We start from the raw sequence: 26,651 nt of genomic DNA, 5'->3' as shown, positions 1-26,651 counted from the left end.
TGTGGGATAAATCTTTAAGCAAAGAGAAAAGTTAATGTCGATTTTCAATAAGTTATATAAGAGCTTATTTGCTAATTATAATTTAATCTATCAGCTAACAAAACGTGATATTTTACAGCGATATAGAGGGTCAACAGTTGGACTCGCATGGTCTGTAATTACTCCATTGATAATGCTTGCTCTTTATACATTTGTATTTTCATATGTATTTCAGGCCCGCTGGGGAAAAGGTGAAGAATTACCACGAGACATGTATGCATTAATTTTATACACAGGCATGATACTTCATGCGCAATTAGCAGAATGTTTGAATCGAACGCCGGGACTCATGCAAAATAATTCAAATTATGTTAAAAAGGTCGTGTTTCCTCTTGAGTCATTAATTTGGGTAATTGTAGGAAGTGCGACGTTTCAGGCTGGTATTGGATTTGTTTTGCTTGTAATAGCTAAAGTAATTATAACTCACAGTATATCACTAAATATATTGTATTTATTTCCTCTGATTATACCATTCATTTTTTTACTCGCGGGTATTAGTTGGATTATTTCAGCAATTGGTGTGTATTTTAAGGATGTTATTCACCTTACGGGTATATTGACAGCAATGCTAATGTTTGCTTCGCCAATTTTGTATCCAGTTTCAATGCTACCTGAAAGACTTCAGACAATCATATATTTAAATCCGCTGACATACTTCATCGAAGAATTTCGAAATGTTCTAATTTATGGCAACCATCCCAACTATCTTCATTATATAATATCATTAGTTAGTACATTAGCAATTGCTGCTCTGGGGCTAATTATTTTTGATAGAACAAAAAAAGGGTTTGCTGATGTTATATAGAACCACTTTAAAAATTGATAATGTTTGCAAATCTTATAATATTTACAAAAATCAGTTCCAAAAGCTTGCAAAATTTTCTCGCGATGTATTTGGGCTCAAAGATTCCTCTACTGTCAAAAAATTTCATGCTCTTAAAGGTATTTCTTTTGAGGCACAACGAGGGGAATCAATTGGTATTCTTGGCCGTAATGGTGCAGGTAAGTCTACATTGTTGCAAATTATCTGTGGAACACTTACTCCCACATCCGGAAAAATAGAAGTTCATGGACGACTATCAGCATTGTTGGAGCTAGGGGCTGGCTTTAATCCTGAATTTACCGGCAGGGAAAATGTTTATATTAACGCCGCCATTTTAGGATTAACTAAAAAAGAATTAGAAGAAAGGTTCGATAGCATTCTCGATTTTGCGGACATTGGCGACTTTATTGAACAGCCAGTTAAAAACTACTCAAGCGGAATGTTTATGCGCCTGGCTTTTGCCATTGCTTCTTCTGTTGATCCGGACATTTTAATTATTGATGAGGCCCTTGCTGTTGGCGATGTTCGGTTCCAGTCAAAATGTTTTAGGCGAATCAATGAACTTAAATCTAAAGGGACAACTGTTCTCCTTGTAACACATTCGACGGAACAGGTTACTAGGCACTGCGACCGCGCTGTGTTGATTGAGCAGGGTGAGATGCTGGCAATAGGGGAGTCAAGTATTATTGCAAACAAATATTTGGAACTCCTTTTTGGGAAAAACGAAGAACCGCCAAAGCTTACAGCATTAGGCGCTAGTTTTGAAAGACGAGAGTTATCAGATGCTATTTATTATAATAATCATGAGCATCGATGGGGTAATAGGCAAGCACAGATAATAAACTTTGATATACAGCAGGGCGAAAAAAGAAATCCCATTATATTCGACAATCATGCTGATCTGGTATTTGGTTTTGAAGTCGAATTTTTTGAAAGCTTCTTAAACGTTATTATAGGCTTTACACTTAAATCTGTAGATGGGATTACTATTTTTGGTACCAACACTCGTGCATCGGTTGATGATGCATTGCTTAAGAGTGTGAGTGCAGGGCAAATTATCCAATGCGCATTTAGATTGAAACCAGAACTCTGTACTGGTGACTATGTGATTTCTCTTGGTGTTGTTACTGAGATAAATGATGAAATTGTTCCAATAGAACGTCGCTATGATGCAATAAATATTAGAGTCGAATCGAAAACTAAATCTTATGGTGTTGTAGATTTACTGAGAGGAGTTGAAGCGAGTGAGCTCAATGTATAAAAAAAACAAAAATTATAATTTCTATGAGAAAAATGACTCGTCATCTATCAATTACTCTGATGGCTCGGATACTGAAAATAGACTTTATGAAATAGTACTTAATCTCAATGATAAGAGTGTTTGGTCAAATGAGCTTGCGCAAAAAATCACTGATTGGCCAACTGAATATCATTTCTCAAGGCAGCGTCATTGTTTGCTTCGCCCCTTGAATATTCAGGCTGGAGAGGATGTTCTGGAATTAGGTTGTGGATGCGGTGCCATGACCAGATATTTAGGCGAGATTGGCGCAATAGTTGATTCCATTGAGGGGACTTCCTCTCGCGCTAGAATTGCTGGAGAGCGTTGTCGCGAATTAGAAAACGTCAAAATCCATGTGGATAATTTTCTTGAATTTGAAAGTGAGAAAAAATATGACTGGGTTTTATTCATTGGAGTTCTAGAATATGCACCTTTATTTTCATCTGCCAGTGATCCTATTCAAAGTTACCTCCAAATAGCTAAAACGTACCTTAAGCCATCTGGAAAACTTGTTGTTGCGATAGAGAACAAATTAGGGCTGAAATATTTCAATGGATGTGCAGAAGACCATCTTGATGAAATAAATCTTAGTATTGAAAATAGGTATAAGAAAGTTTCTCCTATTACTTTTGGCAAAAAAGAAATTAAACAATTACTTAATGTTAATGGTTTTTTGAGCACAAAATTCTTTTATCCATTTCCTGACTATAAACTACCCGTACTTATACTTGATGACGAAAGCTTTAATGAAGCAAATATCTGTCAAGAATTGCTGAGTTCTGTACAATCCAGAGATTATTCTGGCAGAACTGGGCGTGTTTTTGAAGAATCATTAGTATGGCCTGAGCTATGCAAAAATGATATCGTACAAGATTTGTCTAACTCATTTTTAATAGTTGCCGAATATAGTGATATCAGCGGTGGAAACAGTAATGATACTATATTTCATAAGAATATCATTGCATCGTATTATAATTGCCATCGCAATAGCGAATTTGTTACTGAGACAAGATTTAAACATGATGGTCCAAATATTACTGTATCTAAAAGTAAGATAAATAAATGTAAACTACAGAATGATATTGTACTTCTTGATCTTGAGCAAGAGTATGTTTCAGGTAAAAGTCTACAGAATGAATTAGAGCAAGAATGGAATATATATAAAGATTTCGATTCCTTCATGATTTATTACAAACGCTGGTTCAATCTTCTACTCACAAAAGCGGATCAAAATAATACAATACCAGGCAATTTAATCGATCTCACTCCATTTAATGTGAAATTTTTGAACGACAGTGTTTTCATATTTGATCAAGAGTGGTGTGTTAATGAACGTGTATCCCTCGCCTGGATGGCTTATCGAGGTGTTTATTGGAGTCTTGTTAATCTCAAAACAATTCATCCTTTAGAGATATCTCCTGCTGAAATAGTAAGCTCACTTTTGAAAACTATCAATATTGATTTTGATGCCAATCTGCTTTCTAATATTCAGAAAAAAGAAAGAGGCTTTTTAAATAAAATTAATGGCTCAGATGTTCAATTTTCGTCATTAATATGTAAAGTACCTGAAAGGGTGATGGAGTTGCATCCTAAGCATCTTCAGATAATTGATGAGTTACGTTATAAGATAGCATTAGATGCAGCTGTAATTAATGAACATCATGACCTCTTAGAAAAACTTGCTGAAGAGAGAAATTATTTCAAAAATGAGCTTTTAGAAATAAGAAAATCAATCTTGGCAAGAGCCGTTATTAAAGTAACAAAAAAAGCTAGGAATATCTTAAAATGAGAAAAATCGATATAGTCATTCCTATTTACAGAGGGATGGATGAGACGGTCGCGGCAATTGAAACTGTTCATAGCAGTATCGATAAAGATCTCGTCAATGTTATTTTAATTAACGACTGCAGTCCTGAGCCAGAGTTGACTGAGTACTTAAGAATAACTGCAAAAAATTATGGTTTCATTCTATTAGAAAATGAAAGTAATTTAGGTTTTACAGGTACGACTAATCGAGGGATCACATATCATAATGATACTGATGTCATTTTTCTAAACAGCGACGTGGAAGTTGTAAATGATTGGGTTGAGCGATTGCGTAAAATTGCTCATTCTGATGACAAAATAGCTACAGTTACGCCTTACTCAAATAATGCAACTATTTGTAGTTTCCCTAATTTCTGTGAAGACAATGTGCTCTTTGCAGGAATGTCCGTTGATCTCATCGATAAAACATTTTCCAGCGTTGCAAATAGTTCCTCCAAAGCAAAATATGTGGAAGTACCTACGGGGGTCGGTTTTTGTATGTATTTGAAGCGCGAGGCAATTGAGGATGTAGGTTTACTCGATGTAGAAACCTTTGGGCGCGGCTATGGTGAGGAAAACGACTGGTGCCAACGTGCGATTAAGAAAGGGTGGAAAAATGTTCATGCCTTAGACACCTTTGTGTATCATAAAGGTGGCGTGAGTTTTGCCGATGAGCAGAACCCGCGTAAGGAACGTGCGATGGAGTTATTAAATGAGCTGCATCCACAATATACTCATGACGTAATGCGTTTTATAGAACAAGATCCTGCTCATTACTCTAGAATACAAACGTATTTGTCATTGCTTACCAAAAGTCAATTGCCAACGATTTTATTAGTTTCGCACAAACTTGGTGGCGGTGTAAAAAAACATATTGCTGAAATGGCAAAATTTTACAAAGATAATGTGCATTTCCTTCTCTTAACACCTGGTGCAACAGATGGTGATATCAATATTAGGATCGATTTATCTTCTCATAGTAACAAATATGAATTCTCATTTGGAGTTGAAGACTATCAAAAGTTACTGGATTTCTTGAAACGAGTTGGCATAAGTCTTGTACATTTTCATCATACTTTGGGATTCAATGAAAGAATTTTAAATCTTCCGAATGAATTACAAGTCAAATATGCGATTACGATTCATGATTATTTCTTATTATCATCTAACCCAACATTAACTGATGAGAAAGGCTTGTTCATTGGTGATAATGTAGTTGTAGAAAATTATAATAATAGATCGAAATCAATTTTATTACAATCTAATAGTTATCAAGAATGGCTCAATAAAGCTGATGAAATAATTTTTCCTTCAGTCGACTGCTATAGTCGTTTCATTCAATTTATACCACAGCTTAAAAAAAGTTCGCGTGTCGCTTACCATCTGGATCATGAGCTATATGCTAAAAATAAAATCAATAATATAAAAAAATGCAACCAAAGTGACAAACTGAAAGTCCTTGTTATTGGTGCGTTAAGCAAGGAGAAAGGCGCTGATAATCTAGAAAAAGTTGCTAAAGCTTTCCGCAAAAAAAATATTGAATTTTACCTTTTGGGGTATGCTTATCGTCAACTTGATAGTTCAGTTATTATACACGGTCCTTATAATGAAGAACATGCAATCGAGTTGGTAAATAACATCTCGCCTGATGTGGTTTGGTATCCGGCTCTGTGGCCTGAAACATATAGTTATACTCTTAGTTTGGCGATTCATAATGGTTATCCTGTAATTATTCCTAATATTGGAGCATTCACCGAACGGGTGACAGCTAATCACTTAGCTAAAGTGATTGATTGGAATAGTTCTATCGAGCAGTTAGTATCAATTTTTGAGGAGTTTATGCTGCAGCAGCCTGACTTTTATGACCGCAAAGTAAGCAATGTTTTCAAGCATGAAGCTCATGAGGTATCCGAAAACTATTATTCAGAAGCGTATTTGTCTTTGCTGAGTAATAAAAACATTATGGAATATGATAAGAGAGATAATGCTCTGCAGTTGTCGAAGATTTTAATCAATCACTCAATATTGCACAAGAGTACGGAAAAAACGGCAAGTATAAAAGAACGGATACTGTTATTATTATGGATGTCCATGAGGATAAAATTACTTGCAAAGTTGGTAAAGTTTATACCTATTAACATCCAAAAGAAGTTGAAGCGATATCTCTCAAGAAAACCCATTCATGAAATAATAAATAAAAAATAAAGTGACAACAGCCGTAAGGCTGTTGTTTTTTATGATAACAAATAACTATATGCGAAGTTTTTCTAGTTATATATGATTTCGTTAAGAATAAAACATTTTGAGTCTTGAGGGTCCATGAAAGAAAAATTAATCAGCCTGAATGTCCTACGTGGCGTCGCGGCAATGCTTGTCGTTCTCTATCACATGGAGGTATTGCAAGTATCTTTTATTACAAGATTGTTTACGTGGGGTTGGATTGGGGTTGATATTTTCTTTGTCCTCAGTGGGTTATTCATAGGTATCAGTGTTATCAAATCGAAGCCATGGGATACATTAAAATACCTTAAACGTCGTTATTTGCGAATTGCGCCAGCCTACTATTTTTCGATGCTCGTGCTTGTGGCGTTGGCTTCTTCCTATTTTTTAGTTACTACAAATGGTATAACCCATATTGCTGTTCACCTGCTTTTTTTACACTCATTTGATGCACGTTTCCATGGTAGTATTAATGGCGTCTATTGGACTTTAGGCGTTGAATTCATGTTTTACATCCTCATGGCTTTAAGTTATAAAATCATACAAAGTGATAAAAAAATTTATTATTACATTGCACTATGGTTTGTCATTTCATGGTGCTGGCGTGCTTATTGTTTTTATATTGTTAAAGCAGATCCAATGATGATGTTTATATGGACAACACAACTTCCGGGAATGCTCGATGAATTTGCCTGTGGAGTCCTTCTGGCGAAATTGTGGATAACAAAACGACAAATCTTTGAAAATAATTTTATTGGAACATTTTTGTTAATGAGTGGATTGCTAATAGTGTCAGCATTTGTTTTTCACGTAAAACATATAGGCCCTCAATTTTGGACATCAGCCTCAACAGTAATTTTTTCGAGAACTTTTTTAGCGGTTGGTATCGTTAGTGTTATCGCCTCCTTTATTGTTTTTGAACGTAATAATATCTTTTTGAAACTATGTCATTGGTCCGGTTTTTGCTATCTAGGAACTATCAGCTATAGTATTTATTTGTATCATTTGCCAATATTTTTGAATATTAAAAATTCACTTCCATCAAACAATCTCGGGCAATTTTGGCCCGGGTTAATATCGCTGATAGTGATCTTGGGTATTTCAGCTTTGTCATACATGCTCATAGAAAAAAGATTTTATAAATGAATTTGAAAACTTTCGACAGAATTTTTGTGTTTTTTAATATTGGTGTTATTCAGTTTTTTGTAGACACAGCATTATTACAACTTTTTGTTTTGGTTGATGTCAAAGTAACTTATGCAAATATTTTATCACGTGCATTGGCTGCTTGCCTCGGGTGTTATCTAAATTATCGGTATACGTTTAAATATCAGAGGGGTCTTGAGGTTCGTTATTTAATAAAGGTATACTTACGTTTTGCATTCTTCTGGGTTTTCATGACGCTACTTAGTAATGTTATGTTGATGGCTTTTTTAAAGTTCATTTCTTTTAATATTTCATTTTTGCCGCTGCATACATTAATAGCCAAAATAGCAACCGAAACATTGTTGTTTGTTATAAGTTTCTTTATTTCTAAATTCTGGGTGTTCAATAATGGAAAATAATGTGATACAAAAAACTATAGCTGTTGTAATTCCAACTTATAAAGTTAAAAAGCATATTCTTGATGTCATAAACCGTATTGAGCAAACTGTAAGTGCAATTTATGTTGTTGATGACTGTTGTCCGGAGAGGTCTGGGGATTATGTTCAGGCTAACTGTTCAGATCCGCGTGTAAAAGTGATCTTCCATGAAGTCAACAAAGGTGTCGGTGCTGCTGTTTTAAGTGGTTATAAGCAAGCTATTTTAGATGGTCATTACTGTGCAGTAAAGATAGATGGTGATAATCAGATGGATCCTAGTATATTGCATCATTTTAGTGATCCAATATTGTCAAATAAAGCTGATTATACAAAGGGAAACCGATTTTATAACCCAGAAGATGTTAAGTCGATGCCCAAAATAAGATTATTAGGTAATCTTGGATTGTCTTTCATGCAGAAAATATCTTCCGGCTATTGGGATCTCTTCGACCCTACTAATGGTTATACAGCAATTAATTTGAATGTTCTTAAACTATTAAATCTCGACAAAATTTCTGAGCGATATTTTTTTGAGTCAGATATTCTTTTCCGTTTGGGTACCATTAACGCTGTCGTGATTGATATTCCTATGAAATCAGTTTATGCAGACGAAATATCAAACTTAAAAATATCAGACATACTCTTTAAATTTATGAAAGGTCATATTAAAAACTCAATCAAGAGAATCTTTTATAAATACTATCTGAGAGATTTCTCTGTAGCATCCGTTCAATTACCTCTAAGTATTTTAATGATGTCATTTGGTATTATTTTCGGTCTTTCCGAATGGTATCATTCCATAATTTCTGACACTGTTGCATCGAGCGGTACCGTAATGCTTGCATCAATGCCAATAATTATTGGTGTGCAATTATTTCTATCGTTCCTCTCTTATGATATGCATACACAACCACAACGACCATTGGCAGAAAGTCTGGAGTGATATATGGGTATTAAATCACAACGGATTGTTTTTATATTCTTAGTTATTGTTGTCATCGCATTTTCTTTATTAAAAAAACCTTTCGGTAATCCAGATGAAGGGGCTCATTTCCTTCGAGCCTATGAAGTATCCCATTTTCATTTGATAAATCGTGCTGGTGATATTGGTGTTGGTATTAATTGCCAGGATTATTTTTCAGCAGCAAAAAAACATTTTTTAATTGCTTGGTACCAACCTGAAAGTGAAAGTTTAGATGCGAATTGTATGGTGAAATCTATAAACTCTGCTGGCACTTACCCCCCGCTTCCGTATCTACCTTTGGCGATTTCTCTATCTGTATCGAAGTTCATGCATTTAAGCGTTGAGCACTCCGTTTATTTTATGCGTATTGTAAACGGCTTTTCTTGTTTATTTTTAATTTATTTTTTTAGCTCTCGACTTTTGCTTGGGCAACATTCGGTATCAGTCCTACTTATTTTGGCTATGTTACCCATGGCTTTATCTCTATGGGCTTCAGTCAGTGCTGATGCTTTAACTCTGGCGCTTTGTCTATGTTTTATATTCTATATATTGAGTTTTGATTATAGTAGAACGTCGCTGATAAAACGAAAAGAATGGATATTACTTTACCTTCTCGCATTTGCCATAGGGAATAGTAAGGTAGGATATTCAATGATTACTATAACTCCATTGGTGGTACATTTTTGCTATAATGGCTTCATGGTTTTTAGGCGTTCATTAATCCGGAGTACTTTGCTTTTCATCGGATGTGTCCTTCTTGCAGTTGTAACGAGTATTTTTTGGGTAAAGTTTGCTGACAAAAGTTTGGTTTATTTAGGCAATGGTGCGGTGCCGCTTGAACAAATGTGTTTTGTGTTGAAGAACCCACTGTACTTTATTTCACTTTCTCTATCAGCTGTGTTTGATGTGAAACATCTTTACTCAACTATTCTCCCATTACATTATGGCCTAAATGGCATGTATATGCTAATTGCATTTTGGTTGTTATTGGTGAATCTTTTCTTTGCATGCGTAACAAATCCACATTTTAATTTACCCAATAAGTTTTCATGTGTTTCACGCACAGGTTGCTTTGCATTCTTCTTGATATTGTTCTTTGTTTTTGGAGTTATTCTTTCGTTGCCGTTATATCTTACTTATAACCCAGTGGCATATGATGATTTACTCGGGTTTCAGGGGCGTTATTTACTTCCGATTTTGCCCATTTTAGTGGTTTCATTGCTGGCGATTAGCATATCTAATCTGATAAATAATCACTTCAAACAGATTTTATCATTAACCACCTTCGTAATTCCTGCTGTTATAAATATAGCAATCATAATAAGAATGATAACGAGATAGTTGGTTAGCATCATTGCTATTGAATAGCAAATTTTTGTCGTACACTATATTCAGTTTTACTTTGGAGCCTGTTTTTCAGTCTTCGTAACCACACCTGACAGGAGTATATAATGTCTAAGCAACAAATCGGTGTTGTCGGTATGGCAGTGATGGGGCGCAACCTGGCGCTCAACATCGAAAGCCGTGGCTATACCGTTTCCGTTTTCAACCGCTCCCGTGATAAGACCGAAGAAGTGATTGCCGAGAACCCAGGCAAGAAACTGGTCCCTTTCTTTACGGTTAAAGAATTCGTTGAGTCTCTGGAAACGCCTCGTCGTATCCTGTTAATGGTGAAAGCAGGTGCAGGTACCGATGCTGCTATCGACTCCCTGAAGCCTTACCTCGAAAAAGGCGACATCATCATTGATGGCGGTAACACCTTCTTCCAGGACACCATTCGTCGTAATCGTGAACTGTCTGCTGAAGGCTTCAACTTCATCGGCACCGGTGTTTCCGGTGGTGAAGAGGGCGCGCTGAAAGGCCCATCCATCATGCCTGGCGGCCAGAAAGAAGCATACGAACTGGTGGCACCTATTCTGACCAAAATCGCTGCTGTTGCAGAAGATGGCGAGCCGTGTGTGACCTATATCGGTCCTGACGGTGCTGGTCACTATGTGAAAATGGTGCACAACGGCATCGAATACGGCGATATGCAGCTGATCGCGGAAGCATACTCCCTGCTGAAAGGCGGCCTGAACCTCTCCAATGAAGAGCTGGCTGAAACCTTCACCGAGTGGAACAAAGGCGAGCTGAACAGCTACCTGATCGACATCACCAAAGATATCTTCACGAAAAAAGATGAAGAGGGTAAATACCTGGTTGATGTGATTCTGGATGAAGCAGCGAACAAAGGTACCGGTAAATGGACCAGCCAGAGCTCTCTGGATCTGGGTGAACCACTGTCTCTGATCACCGAATCTGTCTTCGCGCGTTACATCTCTTCTCTGAAAGAGCAGCGCGTGGCGGCATCTAAAGTGCTGTCTGGCCCGCAGGCTAAACCAGCGGGTGATAAAGCGGAGTTCGTTGAGAAAGTGCGTCGTGCACTGTACCTGGGGAAAATCGTTTCTTACGCGCAAGGCTTCTCTCAGCTGCGTGCGGCATCAGACGAGAACAACTGGGATCTTAACTATGGTGAGATCGCGAAGATTTTCCGTGCGGGCTGCATCATTCGTGCGCAGTTCCTGCAGAAAATCACCGATGCCTATGCTGAAAACGCCGGTATCGCCAACCTGCTGCTGGCACCGTACTTTAAGAAAATTGCGGACGAATACCAGCAGGCGCTGCGTGACGTGGTTGCCTACGCTGTGCAGAACGGTATCCCGGTTCCGACCTTCTCTGCTGCAGTAGCCTACTACGACAGCTACCGTGCGGCCGTACTGCCTGCTAACCTAATTCAGGCACAGCGTGACTACTTCGGCGCACATACTTACAAGCGTACTGATAAAGAAGGTGTGTTCCACACGGAATGGCTGGATTAATCTGATTTAGCCTCAGGTTGTTATATAAACCCGGAGATATTCTCCGGGTTTTTTTTCACCAAAATCACAACCACATATTCGAAGTAGTCTGAATGTTGTACCTGGACGGGCTATTCCTGAGGCTTCGCCTTGACACTCCCACAAGGCAGGAGGTAAAAAGCCCTACAGTTATTGATTATCGTGATGGCCCTGCGGTCATCTCTACAGCTCACTTACAGAAGTTATTCGCGAATGAAAATAACAATTTCCGGTACAGGTTATGTAGGTCTCTCCAACGGTATCTTGATTGCTCAGAACCACGAAGTGGTTGCGCTGGATATCGTGCAGGCTAAAGTGGACATGCTTAACAAGAAGCAGTCCCCGATTGTAGATAAAGAGATTGAAGAGTATCTGGCAACGAAGCCGCTAAACTTCCGCGCAACCACCGACAAGCAGGATGCTTACCGTGGGGCGGACTATGTGATTATCGCCACACCGACCGACTATGATCCTAAAACCAACTACTTCAACACCTCGAGCGTTGAGTCGGTGATCCGCGATGTTACGGAAATCAACCCGAACGCGGTGATGATCATTAAATCCACCATCCCTGTTGGTTTTACCCAGTCCGTTAAAGAAAAGTACGGCATTGATAATGTCATCTTCTCCCCGGAATTTCTCCGTGAAGGGCGTGCGCTGTACGACAACCTGAACCCATCACGCATCGTTATTGGCGAGCGTTCAGAGCGCGCCGAGCGATTTGCCGCGCTGCTGCAGGAAGGGGCGACCAAAAAAGATATTCCAACGCTGTTCACCGATTCGACCGAAGCGGAAGCCATCAAGCTTTTTGCTAACACGTATCTTGCCATGCGTGTGGCATATTTTAACGAGCTGGACAGTTATGCAGAGAGCCTGGGGTTGAATAGCCGTCAAATCATCGAAGGCGTTTGTCTGGATCCACGTATCGGCAATCATTATAACAACCCGTCGTTTGGCTATGGCGGTTACTGCCTGCCGAAAGATACTAAGCAGCTGCTGGCTAACTATCAGTCTGTTCCTAACAACATCATCTCGGCGATTGTTGATGCCAACCGGACCCGCAAAGATTTTGTAGCTGACTCAATACTTTCCCGTCAGCCGAAAGTGGTGGGCGTCTATCGCCTGATTATGAAAAGTGGCTCCGATAATTTCCGTGCATCTTCCATCCAGGGCATCATGAAGCGCATTAAGGCCAAGGGTGTACAGGTCATTATTTATGAACCGGTAATGAAGGAAGATGAGTTCTTCCATTCCCGCGTGGTGCGCGATCTTGATGCATTCAAGAAAGAGGCGGACGTGATCATCTCTAACCGCATGGCGGAAGAGCTGGCGGACGTTGCGGATAAAGTGTATACCCGCGATCTGTTCGGCAGCGACTGATTACTGCCCGTAACGCATAAAAAACCCGGCGCATTCGCCGGGTTTTGTTTTTTTTAGACCTTGTAGAAACTGCGATACCAGTCCACAAAATTCTTCACGCCTTCCTTCACCGACGTTTTCGGCTTAAACCCAATCACGTCATAGAGCGCCGTGGTATCCGCGCTTGTTTCGAGCACGTCACCTGGCTGAACAGGCATCATATTTTTATCCGCTTCTTTGCCTAACGCTTCTTCCAGCGCGGTGATGTAATCCATCAGCTCTACTGGCGCACTGTTGCCAATGTTGTAAACACGGTACGGCGCAGAGCTGGACGCCGGAGACCCTGTTTCAACGGTCCAGTTCGCATCGGCCTGAGGGATAACATCCTGCAGGCGAATAATAGCCTCAACAATATCATCGATATAAGTGAAGTCGCGCTTCATCTTGCCATAGTTGTAAACATCAATACTTTTGCCTTCAATCATGGCCTTAGTAAATTTAAACAGCGCCATGTCCGGACGGCCCCATGGCCCATACACGGTGAAAAAGCGCAGGCCGGTCGTCGGCAGATTGTAAAGATGAGAGTAGGTATGCGACATCAGTTCGTTGGATTTTTTCGTCGCGGCATACAAGGAAACCGGGTGATCAACCGAGTCATCGGTGGAGAACGGCATCTTTCGGTTCAGGCCGTAAACAGAGCTGGAAGAAGCATACAGTAAATGCTGCACCTTGTTGTGTCGGCAGCCTTCCAGTACGTTGAGATGGCCGATAAGGTTTGATTGCGCGTAAGCGTGCGGATTTTCCAGAGAGTAACGTACGCCAGCCTGCGCGGCGAGGTGGATCACGCGGTCAAACTTCTCAGCAGCAAACAACGAGGCCATCCCTTCGCGATCGGCCAGATCCAGCTTATGGAAAGTGAAATTGTCGGACGTAAGCAGATCCAGTCGCGCTTGCTTCAGATTGACATCGTAATAGTCATTAAGGTTATCAATTCCTACAACCTGATGTCCTGCCTGCAGCAGGCGCTCGCTGACGTGGAAACCGATAAAGCCGGCAGCGCCGGTGACCAGAAATTTCATCTTCAACCTCAATGTTAAATGAGTAACTCTTAACGCATAAAATCGTGCGTTTACACTATCGGCTGATGATACCCGCTCACGGAAGGAATGATAACTGCTTTATTACAGGAAAAGGGGAGCGAGCGCTCCCCCGGTAGGATGTTTATTTATGTCTTTTACGTAAATTCTCAATCACCGCCGTCAAATCCAGCGCCTGATCCTGCAGGAGCACCAGCAGGTGATACACCAAATCAGAGGCTTCATTCGTCAGCTCCTCGCGGTCATGCACGGTCGCGGCCAGCGCAGTCTCAACGCCTTCTTCACCCACCTTCTGCGCAATACGCTTGGTTCCGCTGGCGTACAGCTTCGCGGTATAAGAACTCTGAGGATCTGCCGTTTTACGCTCTGCCAGCAGCTGCTCCAGTTGATACAGGAACAGCCACTGATGACTCGCCTCGCCGAAGCAGCTGCTGGTGCCCTTATGGCAGGTCGGGCCGATTGGGTTTGCCAGCACCAGCAGGGTATCGTTATCGCAGTCAGGCGTAATGCTGACCACGTTCAGGAAATGACCCGAGGTTTCCCCTTTGGTCCACAGACGCTGTTTCGTGCGGGAGTAAAACGTCACTTTGCCGCTTTCGATCGTTTTCGCCAGCGCGTCCTGGTTCATATAGCCCAGCATCAGCACTTCGCCTGAGATGGCATGCTGGACCACCACCGGCAGTAATCCATCCGTTTTTTCCCAGTCCAGCTGCGCCTGTTGTTGCTCTGTTAACATACCCTGATCTCCACGCCCTGGTCGGCCAGGTACGTTTTTAACTCACCAATATTAATAATCTGTTTGTGGAACACGGAAGCGGCCAGCGCGCCGTCCACGTTAGCATCGCGGAAGGCTTCGAGGAAATGTTCCATGGTGCCCGCGCCGCCGGAGGCAATCAGCGGAACGTGGCAGACTGCACGGACTTTTTTCAGCTGCTCGAGGTCATACCCGTTACGCACGCCATCCTGGTTCATCATGTTCAGCACAATCTCGCCCGCGCCACGCTTCTGCACTTCCTGCACCCAGTCGAGCGTTTCCCACTGCGTTACGCGCGTGCGGCTTTCGTCACCCGTATATTGATTGACGTGGTACTTGCCCGTTGCGGCGTCATACCAGGTGTCGATCCCAACCACAATACACTGCACGCCAAAACGATCGGCGAGGCGAGTAATCAACTCCGGGTCGGCCAGGGCAGGGGAGTTGATGGAAATCTTGTCGGCACCAAACGAGAGAATTTGGGCCGCATCGTCAGCGGATTTAATCCCGCCCGCCACGCAGAACGGAATATCGATCACTTCCGCCACGCGAGCTACCCAGCTTTTGTCGACTACGCGGCCATCGCTGGAGGCGGTGATATCATAAAAGACCAGCTCGTCTGCGCCTTCATCGGCATAGCGTTTTGCCAGCGGGACGATGTCGCCAATGATCTCGTGGTTGCGGAACTGCACGCCTTTCACGACCTGGCCGTCACGTACGTCCAGGCAAGGGATTATCCGTTTTGCCAGCATTGAATCGCCTCCGTCACCGTAAATTTACCTTCCAGCAGGGCCCGGCCCACAATCACGCCCTGTACGCCCGTTCCGCGCAGCGCGGCAATATCGTTTAAATCACCAATTCCGCCCGAAGACTGGAACGCCACCTGCGGATAACGCGCGCAGATCTCTTCATACAGCGAGACGTTGGAGCCCGCCATCGTGCCGTCACGGGAGATATCCGTGCACAGCACGTGCTTCAGGCCAACGGGGAGATACATCTCGACCAGCGCCTCCAGCGTCACGCCGGAGTTTTCCTGCCAGCCGCTGACCGCCACCTGCTTATTACCTTGTTCATCAATGCGCACGTCCAGCGCCAGTACCAGCGCGTCGGCGCCAAAGCGGCGGAACCAGCCTTTTACGATCTCAGGCTCTTTCACCGCGGTTGAACCGACCACCACGCGCGCTACGCCCGCGTCCAGCAGTGCCGCAACGTCGTCTTCTGTACGTACGCCGCCGCCCACCTGTACCGGCACATCAACACCGGCAACCAGATTTTTCAGCAGAGGGATCTGGCGTTTTGCCGGGTCTTTCGCACCTGTTAAATCGACCAGATGCAGCACCTGAGCCCCCTGGGCGGCATAATCCTGCAGACGCGGCAGCGGATCGTTTCCGTAGTCTCGCTGCTGCCCGTAATCGCCCTGATGAAGACGGACAACCGTGCCGTCAATTAAATCTAACGCGGGAATAATCATCACATCTCCAGAAAGTTTTTCAGCAGCTGCGCGCCCGCTGCGCCTGAGCGCTCCGGGTGAAACTGTACGCCGAAGAAATTGTCTTTCTGCACGGCTGCGGTAAACGCCTCGCCGTAAGTGCACTGGGCGATCGTATTCGCGTTCACCGGCATGGCGTAGCTGTGTACGAAGTAAAAATACGCGCCGTCTTCAATGCCGCGAAAAAGCCTGTCGCCCGCTTTGGCGTACACGCGGTTCCAGCCCATATGCGGCAGAGGCAGACCGTGGTCGGCCATCTTCGGCACGTCTTCGTCGATAATGCCCAGCAGATCAACGCCGTTATTCTCTTCGCTGCGGCGGCCAAGAATCTGCATGCCCAGGCAAATCCCCAGCACCGGCTGGGTACAAGCCTTGATGAGATCGACCAGCTCGCGCGCGTGGATCTGATCCATCGCCGCCTGCGCAGTGCCCACGCCCGGCAGGAATAACTTATCGGCACGCAGCACCACGTCCGGGTCACGGCTGACCACCGGCTCGTAGCCGTGGCGCGCAATCGCCGACTTTACGGAGTTCAGGTTGGCGCATCCGGTATCCAGAATCACCACGTTCATTACAGGACTCCTTTTGATGAGGGCAGGGCGTCACCTTCCACGCGGATTGCCTGGCGCAGCGTGCGGCCGAAGGCCTTGAAGAGACTCTCTACGCGGTGGTGGTCGTTCTTGCCTTTGGTCTTCAGGTGCAGCGTCAGGCCCATGGTGTAGGACAATGAACGGAAGAAGTGCTCCACCATTTCGGTGCTCAGATCGCCCACGCGCTGGTAATTGAAGTCTGCTTTATATTCCAGGTGCGGGCGACCGGAGATATCCATCGCACAGCGCGCCAGACACTCGTCCATCGGCAGGACAAAGCCAAAACGGTTGATGCCGCGTTTATCACCGAGCGCCAGCTTGAGGGCTTCACCCAGCGCCAGACCGGTATCTTCCACGGTGTGGTGATCGTCAATATAAAGATCGCCTTTTACCGTGATCTCCATGCGGAAACCGCCGTGGGTGGCAATCTGGTCCAGCATGTGGTCGAAGAAACCCACGCCAGTGTGGATCTTGCTGCCGCCTTCGCGGTCCAGCCAGACCTTCACATCAATCTGCGTCTCTTTGGTGTTACGTTCAACGTGCGAGTAGCGGTCACGTTTTGTCAGCTGTTCGCCAATCATCGCCCAGTTAAGGTTGTTACGGTCGTAGCGAAGCCCCGCGATGCCCATGTTTTCCGCGAGCGTAATATCAGTGATGCGATCGCCGATGACATAGCTGTTGGCCTTATCCAGCACATCCTCTGCCAGATAGCGCTCGACAAGCTTCACCTTTGGCTTACGGCAGTCGCACTCGTCGGCTGGCATGTGCGGGCAAATCAGCACTTCATCAAACACCACGCCCTGAGAGGTCAGCACCTGCATCATTAAATTATGCGGGCCGTCAAAGTCTGCCTGCGGGAAGCTGTCGGTACCCAGACCGTCCTGGTTGGTGATCATCACCAGCTTGTATCCGGCTTTTTGCAGCTTGAGCAGCACCGGGATCACGTCAGGTTCAAACGCCAGCTTGTCGAATCGGTCGACCTGAAAATCAGCTGGTGGCTCCGAAATAAGGGTGCCGTCACGATCGATGAAAAGGATCTTCTGGGTCATACTTTCTCCGCTTTCAGGGCGTCAATGACGCGCTGGCTCTCTGCGCGGGTGCCGACGGTAATGCGCAGGCATCCGCTCAGAGAAGGTTGTTTATTCTGGTCTCGTAAGATAATGCCCTGATCCCACAAAGATTTAAATACGGCGCTGGAGGCGGTAAAGCGCACCAGGATGTAGTTGGTTTCCGAGTCGAATACCTGCTCCACGCACGGGATATCCTTCAGGGCGGTCACCAGGTACTGACGTTCCTCCAGGATTTGCGCCACGCGCTCGCGCATCGCGTTAATCCCCTGAGGCGTCAGCGCCTGTGCCGCAATATCGGCAACCGGCGTCGAGAGGGGGTACGGAGCGATCACCTTCAGCAGCAGGTCGATGACCTCTTTATTTGCCAGGGTGAATCCGCAGCGCAGACCCGCGAGGGCGAAAGCCTTCGACAGCGTACGCAGCACCACCAGGTGCGGATACTCTTCCAGCCAGCCTGCCAGCGTCGCCTGCGGGCAGAACTCGATGTAGGCTTCGTCGGCCACCACCAGGGCTTTTCCGCGCGTCATCTCCAGCAGGGTTCGGATATCCTGTGGGTTAATAATCTGCCCGGTCGGGTTGTTCGGGCTACAGACAAAGACGACTTTTACGCCGTCAAGATTGTCGGCAATGCCCTGCAGATCCAGCTGCCAGTTCTCCAGGGAGAGCACGTTGCGGCACGCCACCCCAAAGGTTTCCGCGCTGACGCTGTACATGCCGTAGGTCGGCTGGCAGTACATGACGGCGTCTTTGCCCGGCTCGCAGAACGCGCGGATCAGCAGCTCAATGCCCTCATCCGCGCCGCGGCTGACCAGCACCTGCTCTGGCTTCACGCCCGCGTACTGGGCGTAGTTTTCGATTACCGCCTTCGGCTGACACTCCGGATAACGGTTCAGCGTTTGCTGCGACAGCTCAAACTGCACCGCCGTTGGATATTCGTTGGCGTTCAGCCAGACATCCCCTTTACCGCCCAGACGACGCGCAGACTGATAGGGCGTCAGGCGACGGACATTTTCGCGGGCTAATTCTTCAATGTTCATGCTTGCTCCTTCAGGGCTGCAACGCGCAGCGTAACGGCATTTTTGTGGGCGGTCAGGCGCTCGGCGGCGGCCAGGGTTTCAATGGTGGACGCCAGTGAGGCAAACCCTTCGCGGGAGAGTTCCTGCACGGTCATGCGTTTCTGGAAATCCGCCAGTCCCAGGCTGGAACAGGTTGAGGTATAGCCATACGTTGGCAGCACGTGGTTGGTGCCGGAGGCGTAATCGCCTGCGGACTCCGGGGACCAGTCGCCGAGGAACACCGAGCCCGCGCTGGTAATGCTGTCGACCAGATCGCGCGCGTTGCGGGTCTGAATAATCAGGTGCTCCGGACCGTACTGATTAGAAATAGCAATGCATTGCTCGAGATCGCGCGCCACAATCAGACGGCTGGCCGCTAACGCCTGGCGTGCCGTGTCGGCGCGGGGCAGGTCGGCAAGCTGACGCTCCACGGCTTCGCCCACGCGTTTCGCCATATCGGCATCCGGCGTCAGCAGGATGACCTGCGAATCCGGGCCGTGTTCCGCCTGGGAAAGCAGGTCAGACGCGACGAAATCCGGCGTGGCGCCGCTGTCGGCAATCACCAGCACCTCAGACGGGCCGGCAGGCATATCGATGGCCGCGCCGTCCAGACGCTGGCTGACCTGACGTTTAGCCTCGGTCACATACGCATTGCCCGGGCCAAAGATTTTGTCGACCTTGGGAATGGATTCCGTGCCGAATGCCAGGGCGGATATCGCCTGCGCGCCGCCCACTTTATAGACCGCCTGCACGCCGCACAGCTTCGCCGCATACAGGATCTCGTCGGCTATCGGTGGCGGCGAGCACAGCACCACTTTCTGACACCCGGCAATGCGCGCGGGTGTCGCCAGCATCAGTACGGTGGAGAAAAGCGGGGCAGAGCCGCCAGGAATATAGAGGCCGACGGAGGCAACCGGGCGGGTCACCTGCTGGCAACGCACGCCGGGCAGGGTTTCCACATCTACGGTCTGCAGCTTTTGCGCGGAGTGGAAAGTATCAATGTTTTTCACCGCAACGGCCATCGCCTGCTTGATGTCATCTCCCAGACGATTGCTGGCATCAGTCATTTCCTGCTCGGTAACCTGTAATGCGCCGACTTCCGTCTTATCAAACTTTGCACTGTATTCACGCAGCGCGTCATCGCCGCGGGCTTTGACGTTATCCAGGATCTCCGCCACGGTGCGCGAGATGCTTTCAGAGGCGGAAATCGCCGGGCGCATCAGCAGCTCGCGCTGCTGTGCGTCGCTACAGGTATTCCAGTCGATGATTGTGTTAAAGCTCATGGCCATTACTCCATCATCTTCTCAATCGGCAGCACCAGGATGGAGCTTGCGCCCAGCGCCTTCAGTTTTTCCATGGTTTCCCAGAACAGGGTTTCGCTGCTCACCATGTGCATTGCCACGCGCTGCTGATCGCCCGCCAGCGGCAGGATGGTTGGGCGCTCGGCGCCCGGCAGCAGGGCAATGACTTCATCCAGACGCTCGGTTGGGGCGTGCATCATGATGTATTTGGATTCACGCGCCTGAATGACGCCTTGAATACGGGTCAGCAGTTTGTCGATCAGCTGCTGCTTAGCGTCGGCCATCTCGCCGTCACGCTGAATCAGGCACGCTTTAGAGCGGTAAATCACCTCCACTTCGCGCAGACCGTTCGCTTCCAGCGTCGCGCCGGTAGAGACCAGGTCACAGATGGCGTCCGCGAGACCCGCACGCGGCGCCACTTCAACAGAACCGTTCAGCAGACAGGATTTAAACTGCACGCCTTTCTGATCCAGATAGCGCTTTAACAGGTGAGGGTAGGAGGTGGCGATACGTTTGCCGTTCAGCGCGGCCGGGCCGTCCCACGCTTCATCAACCGGCGTTGCCAGCGACAGGCGGCAGCCGCCGAAGTCCAGACGACGCAGGGTGAAGTAACGCGGATCTTCGCCCTGCGCGCGGCGGGTCAGCAGCTCTTCTTCCAGTACGTTTTCGCCGATGATGCCGAGGTCAACGACGCCATCCATGACCAGGCCGGGAATATCGTCATCACGCACGCGCAGAATGTCGATGGGCATGTTTTCAGCCAGAGCAATCAGGCGCTGGGTGTGCAGGTTAATTTTAATCCCGCAGCGGGCCAGCAGTTCGCGTGAATCGTCACTCAAACGGCCTGATTTTTGAATAGCTATGCGTAAACGTGAGTTATCTAACATTCTTTATTCCTCGTTAACCTGTTTTAACCTGTCTGAATTCGGTCCAAAAAAAAGCCCCCGGAAGAAGATCTTCCGGGGGCTTTTTCATGCGTTCATGCACCACTGGAAGATCTAAACGTCTTCCAGCACACATCGCCTGAAAGACTAGTCAGGATGATGGTGATGATGGTGGTGTTTAAATTGAACGCGTGTCATATAAATTCTCGATGAATGCTTATTCATTTGATGTCTTTTAACCTAAACCAGTTGTGCGACATATTGCAAGGGCTTTTTTTGATCATTAATTCATTTCATATTGATACTATGAATTGTGTGTTCTGCCGGGCTGGCGTAGCCTTATGAAAGACGAGTAAGAGTCAGGAGAATTCGCATGAAAAAGGTCGCGATTGTCGGTTTAGGATGGCTGGGAATGCCGCTGGCGATGTCATTAGCCGCGAAAGGCTGGCAGGTGACCGGGAGCAAGACCACCCGAGATGGGGTCGAAGCAGCGCGCATGTGCGGTATTGATGGCGTTGAACTGCGTCTGGAGCCGGAACTGGTGTGTGATGCGGACGATCTGGACACCCTGATGAACGTCGATGCGCTGGTGATTACGCTACCCGCGCGGCGCAGCGGTCCGGGCGAATCATTTTACCTGCAGGCGATGCAGGAGATTGTCGACAGCGCGCTGGCGCATCATGTTCCGCGCATTATTTTTACCAGCTCGACGTCGGTCTATGGTGAGGTTGAGGGCGTGGTAAAAGAGACTTCCGAGCGCCGTCCCGTTACGGCGAGCGGTCAGGTTCTGAAAGAGCTGGAAGACTGGCTGCATCATCTTCCCGGCACTCAGGTTGATATCGTACGTCTGGCGGGGCTGGTAGGCCCGGGTCGTCATCCGGGACGCTTTTTTGCCGGGAAGTCGGCGCCAGATGGCCAACATGTTGTCAATCTTGTGCATCTTGATGATGTGGTTGGCGCGATTGAGCTACTCTTACAGGCTCCGAAAGGCGGACACATCTATAATATATGTGCACCATCTCATCCGGCGCGCAGCACGTTTTACCCGCTGATGGCACGTCAGCTGGGCCTGGCTCCGCCGGTCTTTGGTGAGGCAAAGGATGGCAGTAAAGGCAAAATTGTTGATGGCAATCGCATTTGTCATGAGCTGGGGTTTGAGTATCAGTATCCCGATCCGCTGGTGATGCCCATGGAATAAATTCCGCAGCGGAGACCGTCGCACACCGAAAGGGGGCGAGCATGAAACCGCTGCTGGATGTTCTTATTATTCTGGATGCACTGGAAAAAGAGGGGAGCTTTGCCGCTGCGTCGGCAAAGCTCTACAAAACCCCTTCGGCCCTGAGCTATACCGTCCAAAAACTGGAAAGCGACCTCAATATCCAGATCCTCGATCGCTCCGGGCATCGCGCCCGTTTTACCCGCACCGGACAGATGCTGCTGGAAAAAGGCCGTGAAGTCCTCCATACCGTTCGTGAACTCGAAAAGCAGGCCGTCAAACTTCACCAGGGATGGGAAAACGAGCTGGTGATTGGCGTGGATGACACTTTCCCGTTTTCTCTCCTGACGCCGCTGATTGAGGCTTTCTATCAACACCACAGCGTGACGCGGCTGATCTTTATCAACGGCGTGCTGGGGGGCTCCTGGGATGCCCTAACCCAGGGCAGGGCGGATATTTTTGTCGGTGCACTCCACGAGCCTCCCCAGTTGAGTGAGTTTGGCTTTGCGCGTCTGGGCGTGCTGGAGCAGGTGTTTGCCGTAGCGCCCCATCATCCGCTGGCTCAGGAAACTGAGCCGCTTAACCGCCGCGTGATTAAAGGCTACCGCGCGATTGTGGTGGGGGACAGCTCTCGCCCGGAATGTGCGGTTTCCTCGCAGCTGCTTGACGAGCAGGAGGCCATCACCGTTTTCGACTTTAAAACCAAGCTGGAGCTGCAAATCAGCGGTCTGGGCTGCGGCTATTTACCCCGCTATCTGGCACAGCGGTACATTGACAGCGGTGCGCTTGTTGAAAAACAGGTACTTGCTCAAAACAGCCATGAATCGGTATGGGTGGGCTGGAATGAGCAAACCGCCGGGCTCGCCAGCGCCTGGTGGCGGGACGAAATTTTAGCAAATAGTGCTATCGCTGCTGTATATGCTCAGGGCAGTGCCGAGAAATCAGCCAGTTAGAAAAAAGAAAATTACCCGCTGCGTTGCAAAGTATTGCCTTTTGTATCCGATGTGGGGCAAAATGCGGCCGCTGCAACCAAATGAATAATCGACGATATAAAAGGCGTCGGTTATTTTTTTTTGCATGTACGAAACGAAACTAAAAACCAAGAGGCCGGGCTTCGTACCGGATAGATATTTACTAAAATCCGACAGTTGTTGTCGCTGAGGAAGAAAGAAATGGGGCAATTTTTCGCTTACGTGGCGGTTATCACCGTAAAGGAGATTAACTATGTCGCATAACGCAACTCCAAACACCTCTCGCGTGGAATTACGTAAAACGCTTACGTTGATTCCGGTTGTTATGATGGGCCTGGCCTATATGCAACCGATGACGCTGTTCGATACATTCGGTATCGTATCGGGCCTCACCGACGGTCATGTGCCGACGGCTTACGGCTTCGCGCTGATTGCGATCCTCTTTACCGCGCTGAGCTACGGTAAACTGGTGCGTCGCTATCCGTCTGCGGGTTCCGCCTACACCTATGCCCAGAAATCCATCAGCCCGACGGTTGGCTTTATGGTGGGCTGGTCTTCGCTGCTCGACTATCTGTTCGCGCCGATGATCAACATTCTGCTGGCAAAAATCTATTTTGAAGCGCTGGTGCCATCGATTCCCTCGTGGATGTTCGTCGTGGCGTTGGTGGCCTTTATGACGGCCTTTAACCTGCGCAGCATCAAGTCCGTTGCCAACTTTAACTCTGTTATCGTTGTGCTTCAGGTTGTGCTGATTGCGGTTATTCTTGGCATGGTTATTTACGGCGTATTCCACGGCGAAGGCGCGGGCACCCTGGCGAGCAGCAAACCGTTCTGGTCTGGTGATGCGCATGTGATCCCGATGATTACCGGGGCAACCATTCTGTGCTTCTCCTTTACCGGTTTTGACGGGATCAGCAACCTGTCTGAAGAAACGAAAGATGCAGAGCGCGTGATTCCTCGTGCCATCTTCCTGACGGCGCTGATTGGTGGTCTGATCTTTATTTTCTCGACCTATTTCCTGCAGCTGTATTTCCCGGATATCTCTCGCTTCAAGGATCCGGATGCGTCTCAGCCGGAAATCATGCTGTATGTGGCGGGTAAAGCGTTCCAGGTCGGCGCGCTGATCTTCTCCACCATCACCGTACTGGCGTCCGGTATGGCCGCGCATGCAGGCGTTGCGCGTCTGATGTACGTAATGGGCCGCGATGGCGTATTCCCGAAAAGCTTCTTCGGCTACGTGCATCCAACATGGCGTACCCCGGCGATGAACATTATCCTGGTCGGTGCGATCGCGCTTCTGGCGATTAACTTTGACCTGGTGATGGCAACGGCGCTGATTAACTTCGGTGCGCTGGTGGCGTTCACCTTTGTTAACCTGTCGGTTATCTCTCAGTTCTGGATCCGTGAAAAGCGTAACAAGACGCTGAAAGATCACTTCCAGTATCTGTTCCTGCCGATGTGTGGTGCCCTGACCGTGGGCGCGCTGTGGGTTAACCTGGAAGAGAGCTCGATGGTGCTTGGCCTGATTTGGGCGGGTATCGGCCTGGTTTACCTGGCCTGCGTCACGAAGAGTTTCCGTAACCCGGTTCCTCAGTACGAAGACGTCGCGTAAGACTGTGTCGGGTGGCGGCTACGCCTTACCCGACCTACATACCCCGTAGGCCCGCGTAAGCGCAGCGCCACCGGGCAAAAAAAAAGCCGGAGACATCGCCTCCGGCTTTTTTATACCCATCGATCAAACTATCTCTTGCGCGTACTGGTACAGGGATTTCAGCAGCGCCTGTTTCTCAGCATTCCCTTCATACTGGCCATAAAGCATTTCCAGCTCCTGGGCGTAATTGTGCAGATACTCTGGCGTAAACACGTTCCGACGGTGCTGCAGCCAGCGTTCCTGCTCTGCTTCATCCAGGGTTCCCGGGTAATTACGCGCGCGGTAATTAAACATCAGCTTTTCGATGCGCTTATCAGCGAAGGTGATATCCAGCGCCGGTAAGTTGCGCGGCTCGGTTTGCAGAACGATATTCATGGCCGCGCGATCGGCATCACTGAAGAAACCGTTATAGAGCTGGGCGTCCACGTTTTCAGACGGCACGAACGGCTCGGCTTCGGCAAAGATGGCGACCACTTTCTCGCGCACCTGCGGATTTTCACGCAGCACTTTGAGATTATCGAGGCAGTGCTGGCGGTTAATGCCCAGCCTGTCAGCATCTTCCGGGCGTAGCGTATTCGCCTGCGCCAGTACCGGACATTTATTGATATGCACCAGCTTGACCGGCACAGCAGGCAGATCGCCGAGTTCATTCTTCGGCGTGTACAGCCTTTCACGCAGGGTATCGCTGTCGAGCTCCAGCAGCGGTGAAATATCGCCCGCCAAATCCACCATGATGACCGCATTACGGTTGTCCGGATGCCACGCCAGCGGCGCGACCCAGCTGGTATTGCCGCGCCATGCGCCAAACATGCCGGAAATATGCACCAGGGGTTTCATCTGCGGTACGTCGATAAGGGTCATAAGCTTCTGCTTGCTGCGATGGCTCAGCAGATACTCAAACAGCCGGGGCTGTGCGCTTTTCACCAGCTTCGCCATGGCAATGGTGGCATAGACGTCCGCCATCGCGTCGTGGGCATTGCTGTGCTCAATGCCGTTGGCGCGCGTCAGGTGTTCCAGCCGGAAGCTGGTCAGCCCTTCCTCATTTTCTGGCCAGTGAATGCCCTCAGGACGCAGGGCGTAGCAGGCGCGCATGATGTCGAGCAAATCCCAGCGAGAATTGCGGTTCTGCCAGCTCCAGGCATAGGGATCGTAGAAGTTACGATAGAAGATGTTGCGCGTCACTTCGTCATCGAAGCGGATGTTGTTGTAACCGACCACGCAGGTGTGGGGGACGGTAAACAAGTCGTGGATGCGTCGGGCGAATTCTGCCTCGTTAACGCCTTTTTCCCGCGCTTCCTGAGGGGTGATCCCGGTGACCATGACCGCGCCTGGCTGCGGCAGATAGTCATCCGCAGGCTTGCAGTAAAAGACCTCGGGCTCGCCAATGATGTTGAATTCGTCGTCGGTACGGATGGCGGCAAACTGCGCCGGTCGGTCCAGCGCCGGGTGCGTGCCAAAGGTTTCGTAATCGTGGAACAAAAAAGTCGGGCGAGCGGCAGAGTCAGACACCAGTAATACCATCCTGTTAAAAAATGACGTCACTATGGTAAACGATCGTGCGGGTCAGACCGAATAAAAAGCACCGCCGCGTCGCAAATTTGCGCGCCAGCTTCAGAGAAAAATC

The 26,651-nt window shown here is 47.5% G+C and carries 23 protein-coding genes and 1 other annotated feature; of the genes, 12 read left to right on the top strand and 11 right to left on the bottom strand.

The annotated features are described in order from the left end of the window. Positions 1 to 34 precede the first annotated feature (34 nt). The 9 genes from F3J31_RS04165 (at position 35) to ugd (ending at position 12,970) form a co-directional block, all read left to right on the top strand. A complete protein-coding gene (locus F3J31_RS04165) occupies positions 35 to 844 on the top strand; it encodes an ABC transporter permease (RefSeq protein WP_167211492.1) in 810 nt (269 codons plus the stop codon). Then, positions 834 to 2,123, top strand: a complete 1,290-nt coding sequence (locus F3J31_RS04160) for an ABC transporter ATP-binding protein (protein ID WP_167211488.1) — start codon at positions 834 to 836, stop codon at positions 2,121 to 2,123. Before F3J31_RS04165 ends, F3J31_RS04160 begins: the two co-directional genes overlap by 11 nt. Then, on the top strand, positions 2,116 to 3,930 hold the full coding sequence (locus F3J31_RS04155) for a class I SAM-dependent methyltransferase (RefSeq protein ID WP_240152748.1): 1,815 nt from the start codon (positions 2,116 to 2,118) through the stop codon (positions 3,928 to 3,930). The genes F3J31_RS04160 and F3J31_RS04155 overlap by 8 nt, the downstream gene beginning before the upstream one ends. Continuing rightward, on the top strand, positions 3,927 to 6,152 hold the full coding sequence (locus F3J31_RS04150; protein WP_167211481.1) for a glycosyltransferase: 2,226 nt from the start codon (positions 3,927 to 3,929) through the stop codon (positions 6,150 to 6,152). The genes F3J31_RS04155 and F3J31_RS04150 overlap by 4 nt, the downstream gene beginning before the upstream one ends. A 114-nt stretch (positions 6,153 to 6,266) precedes the next feature. After that, a complete protein-coding gene (locus F3J31_RS04145; RefSeq protein ID WP_167211478.1) occupies positions 6,267 to 7,313 on the top strand; it encodes an acyltransferase in 1,047 nt (348 codons plus the stop codon). A 408-nt stretch (positions 7,314 to 7,721) separates the two neighbouring features. Further along, positions 7,722 to 8,693 carry a glycosyltransferase family 2 protein gene (locus tag F3J31_RS04135; RefSeq protein ID WP_167211473.1) on the top strand — a complete coding sequence of 324 codons (972 nt, stop codon included), beginning with the start codon at positions 7,722 to 7,724 and terminating at the stop codon, positions 8,691 to 8,693. A gap of 3 nt (positions 8,694 to 8,696) precedes the next feature. Continuing rightward, positions 8,697 to 10,055 carry a DUF2142 domain-containing protein gene (locus F3J31_RS04130; RefSeq protein WP_167211470.1) on the top strand — a complete coding sequence of 453 codons (1,359 nt, stop codon included), beginning with the start codon at positions 8,697 to 8,699 and terminating at the stop codon, positions 10,053 to 10,055. A gap of 110 nt (positions 10,056 to 10,165) precedes the next feature. Then, a complete protein-coding gene (gene gndA, locus F3J31_RS04125) occupies positions 10,166 to 11,572 on the top strand; it encodes an NADP-dependent phosphogluconate dehydrogenase (RefSeq protein ID WP_167211468.1) in 1,407 nt (468 codons plus the stop codon). A 231-nt stretch (positions 11,573 to 11,803) separates the two neighbouring features. Further along, the gene (ugd, locus tag F3J31_RS04120) at positions 11,804 to 12,970 is read left to right on the top strand and encodes a UDP-glucose 6-dehydrogenase (protein WP_021241437.1); all 1,167 of its coding nucleotides are present in this window, start codon (positions 11,804 to 11,806) and stop codon (positions 12,968 to 12,970) included. A 53-nt stretch (positions 12,971 to 13,023) separates the two neighbouring features. Here the strand turns inward: ugd and F3J31_RS04115 are convergent, their stop codons facing one another. From F3J31_RS04115 to hisL, 10 genes are all read right to left on the bottom strand, one after another. Beyond that, the gene (locus F3J31_RS04115; RefSeq protein WP_167211465.1) at positions 13,024 to 14,028 is read right to left on the bottom strand and encodes an NAD-dependent epimerase; all 1,005 of its coding nucleotides are present in this window, start codon (positions 14,026 to 14,028) and stop codon (positions 13,024 to 13,026) included. Between the two features lie 142 nt (positions 14,029 to 14,170). Then, complete coding sequence (gene hisIE, locus F3J31_RS04110) at positions 14,171 to 14,782, bottom strand: bifunctional phosphoribosyl-AMP cyclohydrolase/phosphoribosyl-ATP diphosphatase HisIE (RefSeq protein ID WP_167211462.1); 612 nt, start codon at positions 14,780 to 14,782, stop codon at positions 14,171 to 14,173. Beyond that, positions 14,776 to 15,552 (bottom strand): imidazole glycerol phosphate synthase subunit HisF, encoded by a 777-nt coding sequence (hisF, locus tag F3J31_RS04105; protein WP_048029350.1) that lies wholly within the window; start codon positions 15,550 to 15,552, stop codon positions 14,776 to 14,778. Before hisF ends, hisIE begins: the two co-directional genes overlap by 7 nt. Next, positions 15,534 to 16,271, bottom strand: a complete 738-nt coding sequence (hisA, locus tag F3J31_RS04100; protein ID WP_167211459.1) for a 1-(5-phosphoribosyl)-5-[(5-phosphoribosylamino)methylideneamino]imidazole-4-carboxamide isomerase — start codon at positions 16,269 to 16,271, stop codon at positions 15,534 to 15,536. The genes hisF and hisA overlap by 19 nt, the downstream gene beginning before the upstream one ends. Next, positions 16,271 to 16,861 (bottom strand): imidazole glycerol phosphate synthase subunit HisH, encoded by a 591-nt coding sequence (gene hisH / locus F3J31_RS04095; protein ID WP_126534993.1) that lies wholly within the window; start codon positions 16,859 to 16,861, stop codon positions 16,271 to 16,273. Before hisH ends, hisA begins: the two co-directional genes overlap by 1 nt. After that, positions 16,861 to 17,928, bottom strand: a complete 1,068-nt coding sequence (hisB, locus tag F3J31_RS04090) for a bifunctional histidinol-phosphatase/imidazoleglycerol-phosphate dehydratase HisB (protein WP_111968055.1) — start codon at positions 17,926 to 17,928, stop codon at positions 16,861 to 16,863. The genes hisH and hisB overlap by 1 nt, the downstream gene beginning before the upstream one ends. Further along, complete coding sequence (gene hisC, locus F3J31_RS04085) at positions 17,925 to 18,986, bottom strand: histidinol-phosphate transaminase (RefSeq protein ID WP_021241431.1); 1,062 nt, start codon at positions 18,984 to 18,986, stop codon at positions 17,925 to 17,927. Before hisC ends, hisB begins: the two co-directional genes overlap by 4 nt. Further along, a complete protein-coding gene (gene hisD / locus F3J31_RS04080) occupies positions 18,983 to 20,287 on the bottom strand; it encodes a histidinol dehydrogenase (protein WP_167211457.1) in 1,305 nt (434 codons plus the stop codon). Before hisD ends, hisC begins: the two co-directional genes overlap by 4 nt. 5 nt (positions 20,288 to 20,292) lie before the next feature. Next, positions 20,293 to 21,192: an ATP phosphoribosyltransferase gene (gene hisG, locus F3J31_RS04075; RefSeq protein ID WP_000886595.1), complete on the bottom strand. Its 900-nt coding sequence runs from the start codon at positions 21,190 to 21,192 to the stop codon at positions 20,293 to 20,295. A gap of 45 nt (positions 21,193 to 21,237) precedes the next feature. Continuing rightward, positions 21,238 to 21,361, bottom strand: a sequence feature (His leader region). Further along, on the bottom strand, positions 21,337 to 21,387 hold the full coding sequence (gene hisL / locus F3J31_RS04070) for a his operon leader peptide (protein ID WP_001364200.1): 51 nt from the start codon (positions 21,385 to 21,387) through the stop codon (positions 21,337 to 21,339). It overlaps the preceding feature by 25 nt. A 175-nt stretch (positions 21,388 to 21,562) precedes the next feature. Here hisL and F3J31_RS04065 point away from each other — a divergent pair, with 175 nt between their 5' ends. From F3J31_RS04065 to plaP, 3 genes are all read left to right on the top strand, one after another. Then, positions 21,563 to 22,387 (top strand): SDR family oxidoreductase, encoded by an 825-nt coding sequence (locus tag F3J31_RS04065; RefSeq protein WP_045908599.1) that lies wholly within the window; start codon positions 21,563 to 21,565, stop codon positions 22,385 to 22,387. A 41-nt stretch (positions 22,388 to 22,428) separates the two neighbouring features. Then, the gene (locus tag F3J31_RS04060; protein ID WP_063622054.1) at positions 22,429 to 23,358 is read left to right on the top strand and encodes a LysR substrate-binding domain-containing protein; all 930 of its coding nucleotides are present in this window, start codon (positions 22,429 to 22,431) and stop codon (positions 23,356 to 23,358) included. A gap of 271 nt (positions 23,359 to 23,629) precedes the next feature. Further along, entirely contained in the window at positions 23,630 to 24,988 is a 1,359-nt protein-coding gene (plaP, locus tag F3J31_RS04050) for a putrescine/proton symporter PlaP (protein WP_008499462.1), read from the top strand. 123 nt (positions 24,989 to 25,111) lie between these two features. Here plaP and sbcB read toward each other — a convergent pair whose 3' ends face one another. Continuing rightward, positions 25,112 to 26,539: an exodeoxyribonuclease I gene (gene sbcB / locus F3J31_RS04045; protein WP_205246206.1), complete on the bottom strand. Its 1,428-nt coding sequence runs from the start codon at positions 26,537 to 26,539 to the stop codon at positions 25,112 to 25,114. Positions 26,540 to 26,651: the final 112 nt, after the last annotated feature.

It is taken from the genome of Enterobacter sp. Acro-832, from assembly GCF_011752745.1.
GTDB lineage: Bacteria > Pseudomonadota > Gammaproteobacteria > Enterobacterales > Enterobacteriaceae > Enterobacter > Enterobacter quasiroggenkampii.
This window is presented reverse-complemented; position numbering and strand designations above follow the sequence as displayed.

What these genes read in the sequence shown, in the direction of transcription:
- F3J31_RS04165 (WP_167211492.1), top strand. Translation starts at nt 35, where the DNA reads ATGTCGATTTTCAATAAGTTATATAAGAGCTTATTTGCTAATTATAAT.
- F3J31_RS04160 (WP_167211488.1), top strand. Translation starts at nt 834, where the DNA reads ATGTTATATAGAACCACTTTAAAAATTGATAATGTTTGCAAATCTTAT.
- F3J31_RS04155 (WP_240152748.1), top strand. Translation starts at nt 2,116, where the DNA reads ATGTATAAAAAAAACAAAAATTATAATTTCTATGAGAAAAATGACTCG.
- F3J31_RS04150 (WP_167211481.1), top strand. Translation starts at nt 3,927, where the DNA reads ATGAGAAAAATCGATATAGTCATTCCTATTTACAGAGGGATGGATGAG.
- F3J31_RS04145 (WP_167211478.1), top strand. Translation starts at nt 6,267, where the DNA reads ATGAAAGAAAAATTAATCAGCCTGAATGTCCTACGTGGCGTCGCGGCA.
- F3J31_RS04135 (WP_167211473.1), top strand. Translation starts at nt 7,722, where the DNA reads ATGGAAAATAATGTGATACAAAAAACTATAGCTGTTGTAATTCCAACT.
- F3J31_RS04130 (WP_167211470.1), top strand. Translation starts at nt 8,697, where the DNA reads ATGGGTATTAAATCACAACGGATTGTTTTTATATTCTTAGTTATTGTT.
- gndA (WP_167211468.1), top strand. Translation starts at nt 10,166, where the DNA reads ATGTCTAAGCAACAAATCGGTGTTGTCGGTATGGCAGTGATGGGGCGC.
- ugd (WP_021241437.1), top strand. Translation starts at nt 11,804, where the DNA reads ATGAAAATAACAATTTCCGGTACAGGTTATGTAGGTCTCTCCAACGGT.
- F3J31_RS04115 (WP_167211465.1), bottom strand. Translation starts at nt 14,028, where the DNA reads ATGAAATTTCTGGTCACCGGCGCTGCCGGCTTTATCGGTTTCCACGTC.
- hisIE (WP_167211462.1), bottom strand. Translation starts at nt 14,782, where the DNA reads ATGTTAACAGAGCAACAACAGGCGCAGCTGGACTGGGAAAAAACGGAT.
- hisF (WP_048029350.1), bottom strand. Translation starts at nt 15,552, where the DNA reads ATGCTGGCAAAACGGATAATCCCTTGCCTGGACGTACGTGACGGCCAG.
- hisA (WP_167211459.1), bottom strand. Translation starts at nt 16,271, where the DNA reads ATGATTATTCCCGCGTTAGATTTAATTGACGGCACGGTTGTCCGTCTT.
- hisH (WP_126534993.1), bottom strand. Translation starts at nt 16,861, where the DNA reads ATGAACGTGGTGATTCTGGATACCGGATGCGCCAACCTGAACTCCGTA.
- hisB (WP_111968055.1), bottom strand. Translation starts at nt 17,928, where the DNA reads ATGACCCAGAAGATCCTTTTCATCGATCGTGACGGCACCCTTATTTCG.
- hisC (WP_021241431.1), bottom strand. Translation starts at nt 18,986, where the DNA reads ATGAACATTGAAGAATTAGCCCGCGAAAATGTCCGTCGCCTGACGCCC.
- hisD (WP_167211457.1), bottom strand. Translation starts at nt 20,287, where the DNA reads ATGAGCTTTAACACAATCATCGACTGGAATACCTGTAGCGACGCACAG.
- hisG (WP_000886595.1), bottom strand. Translation starts at nt 21,192, where the DNA reads ATGTTAGATAACTCACGTTTACGCATAGCTATTCAAAAATCAGGCCGT.
- F3J31_RS04065 (WP_045908599.1), top strand. Translation starts at nt 21,563, where the DNA reads ATGAAAAAGGTCGCGATTGTCGGTTTAGGATGGCTGGGAATGCCGCTG.
- F3J31_RS04060 (WP_063622054.1), top strand. Translation starts at nt 22,429, where the DNA reads ATGAAACCGCTGCTGGATGTTCTTATTATTCTGGATGCACTGGAAAAA.
- plaP (WP_008499462.1), top strand. Translation starts at nt 23,630, where the DNA reads ATGTCGCATAACGCAACTCCAAACACCTCTCGCGTGGAATTACGTAAA.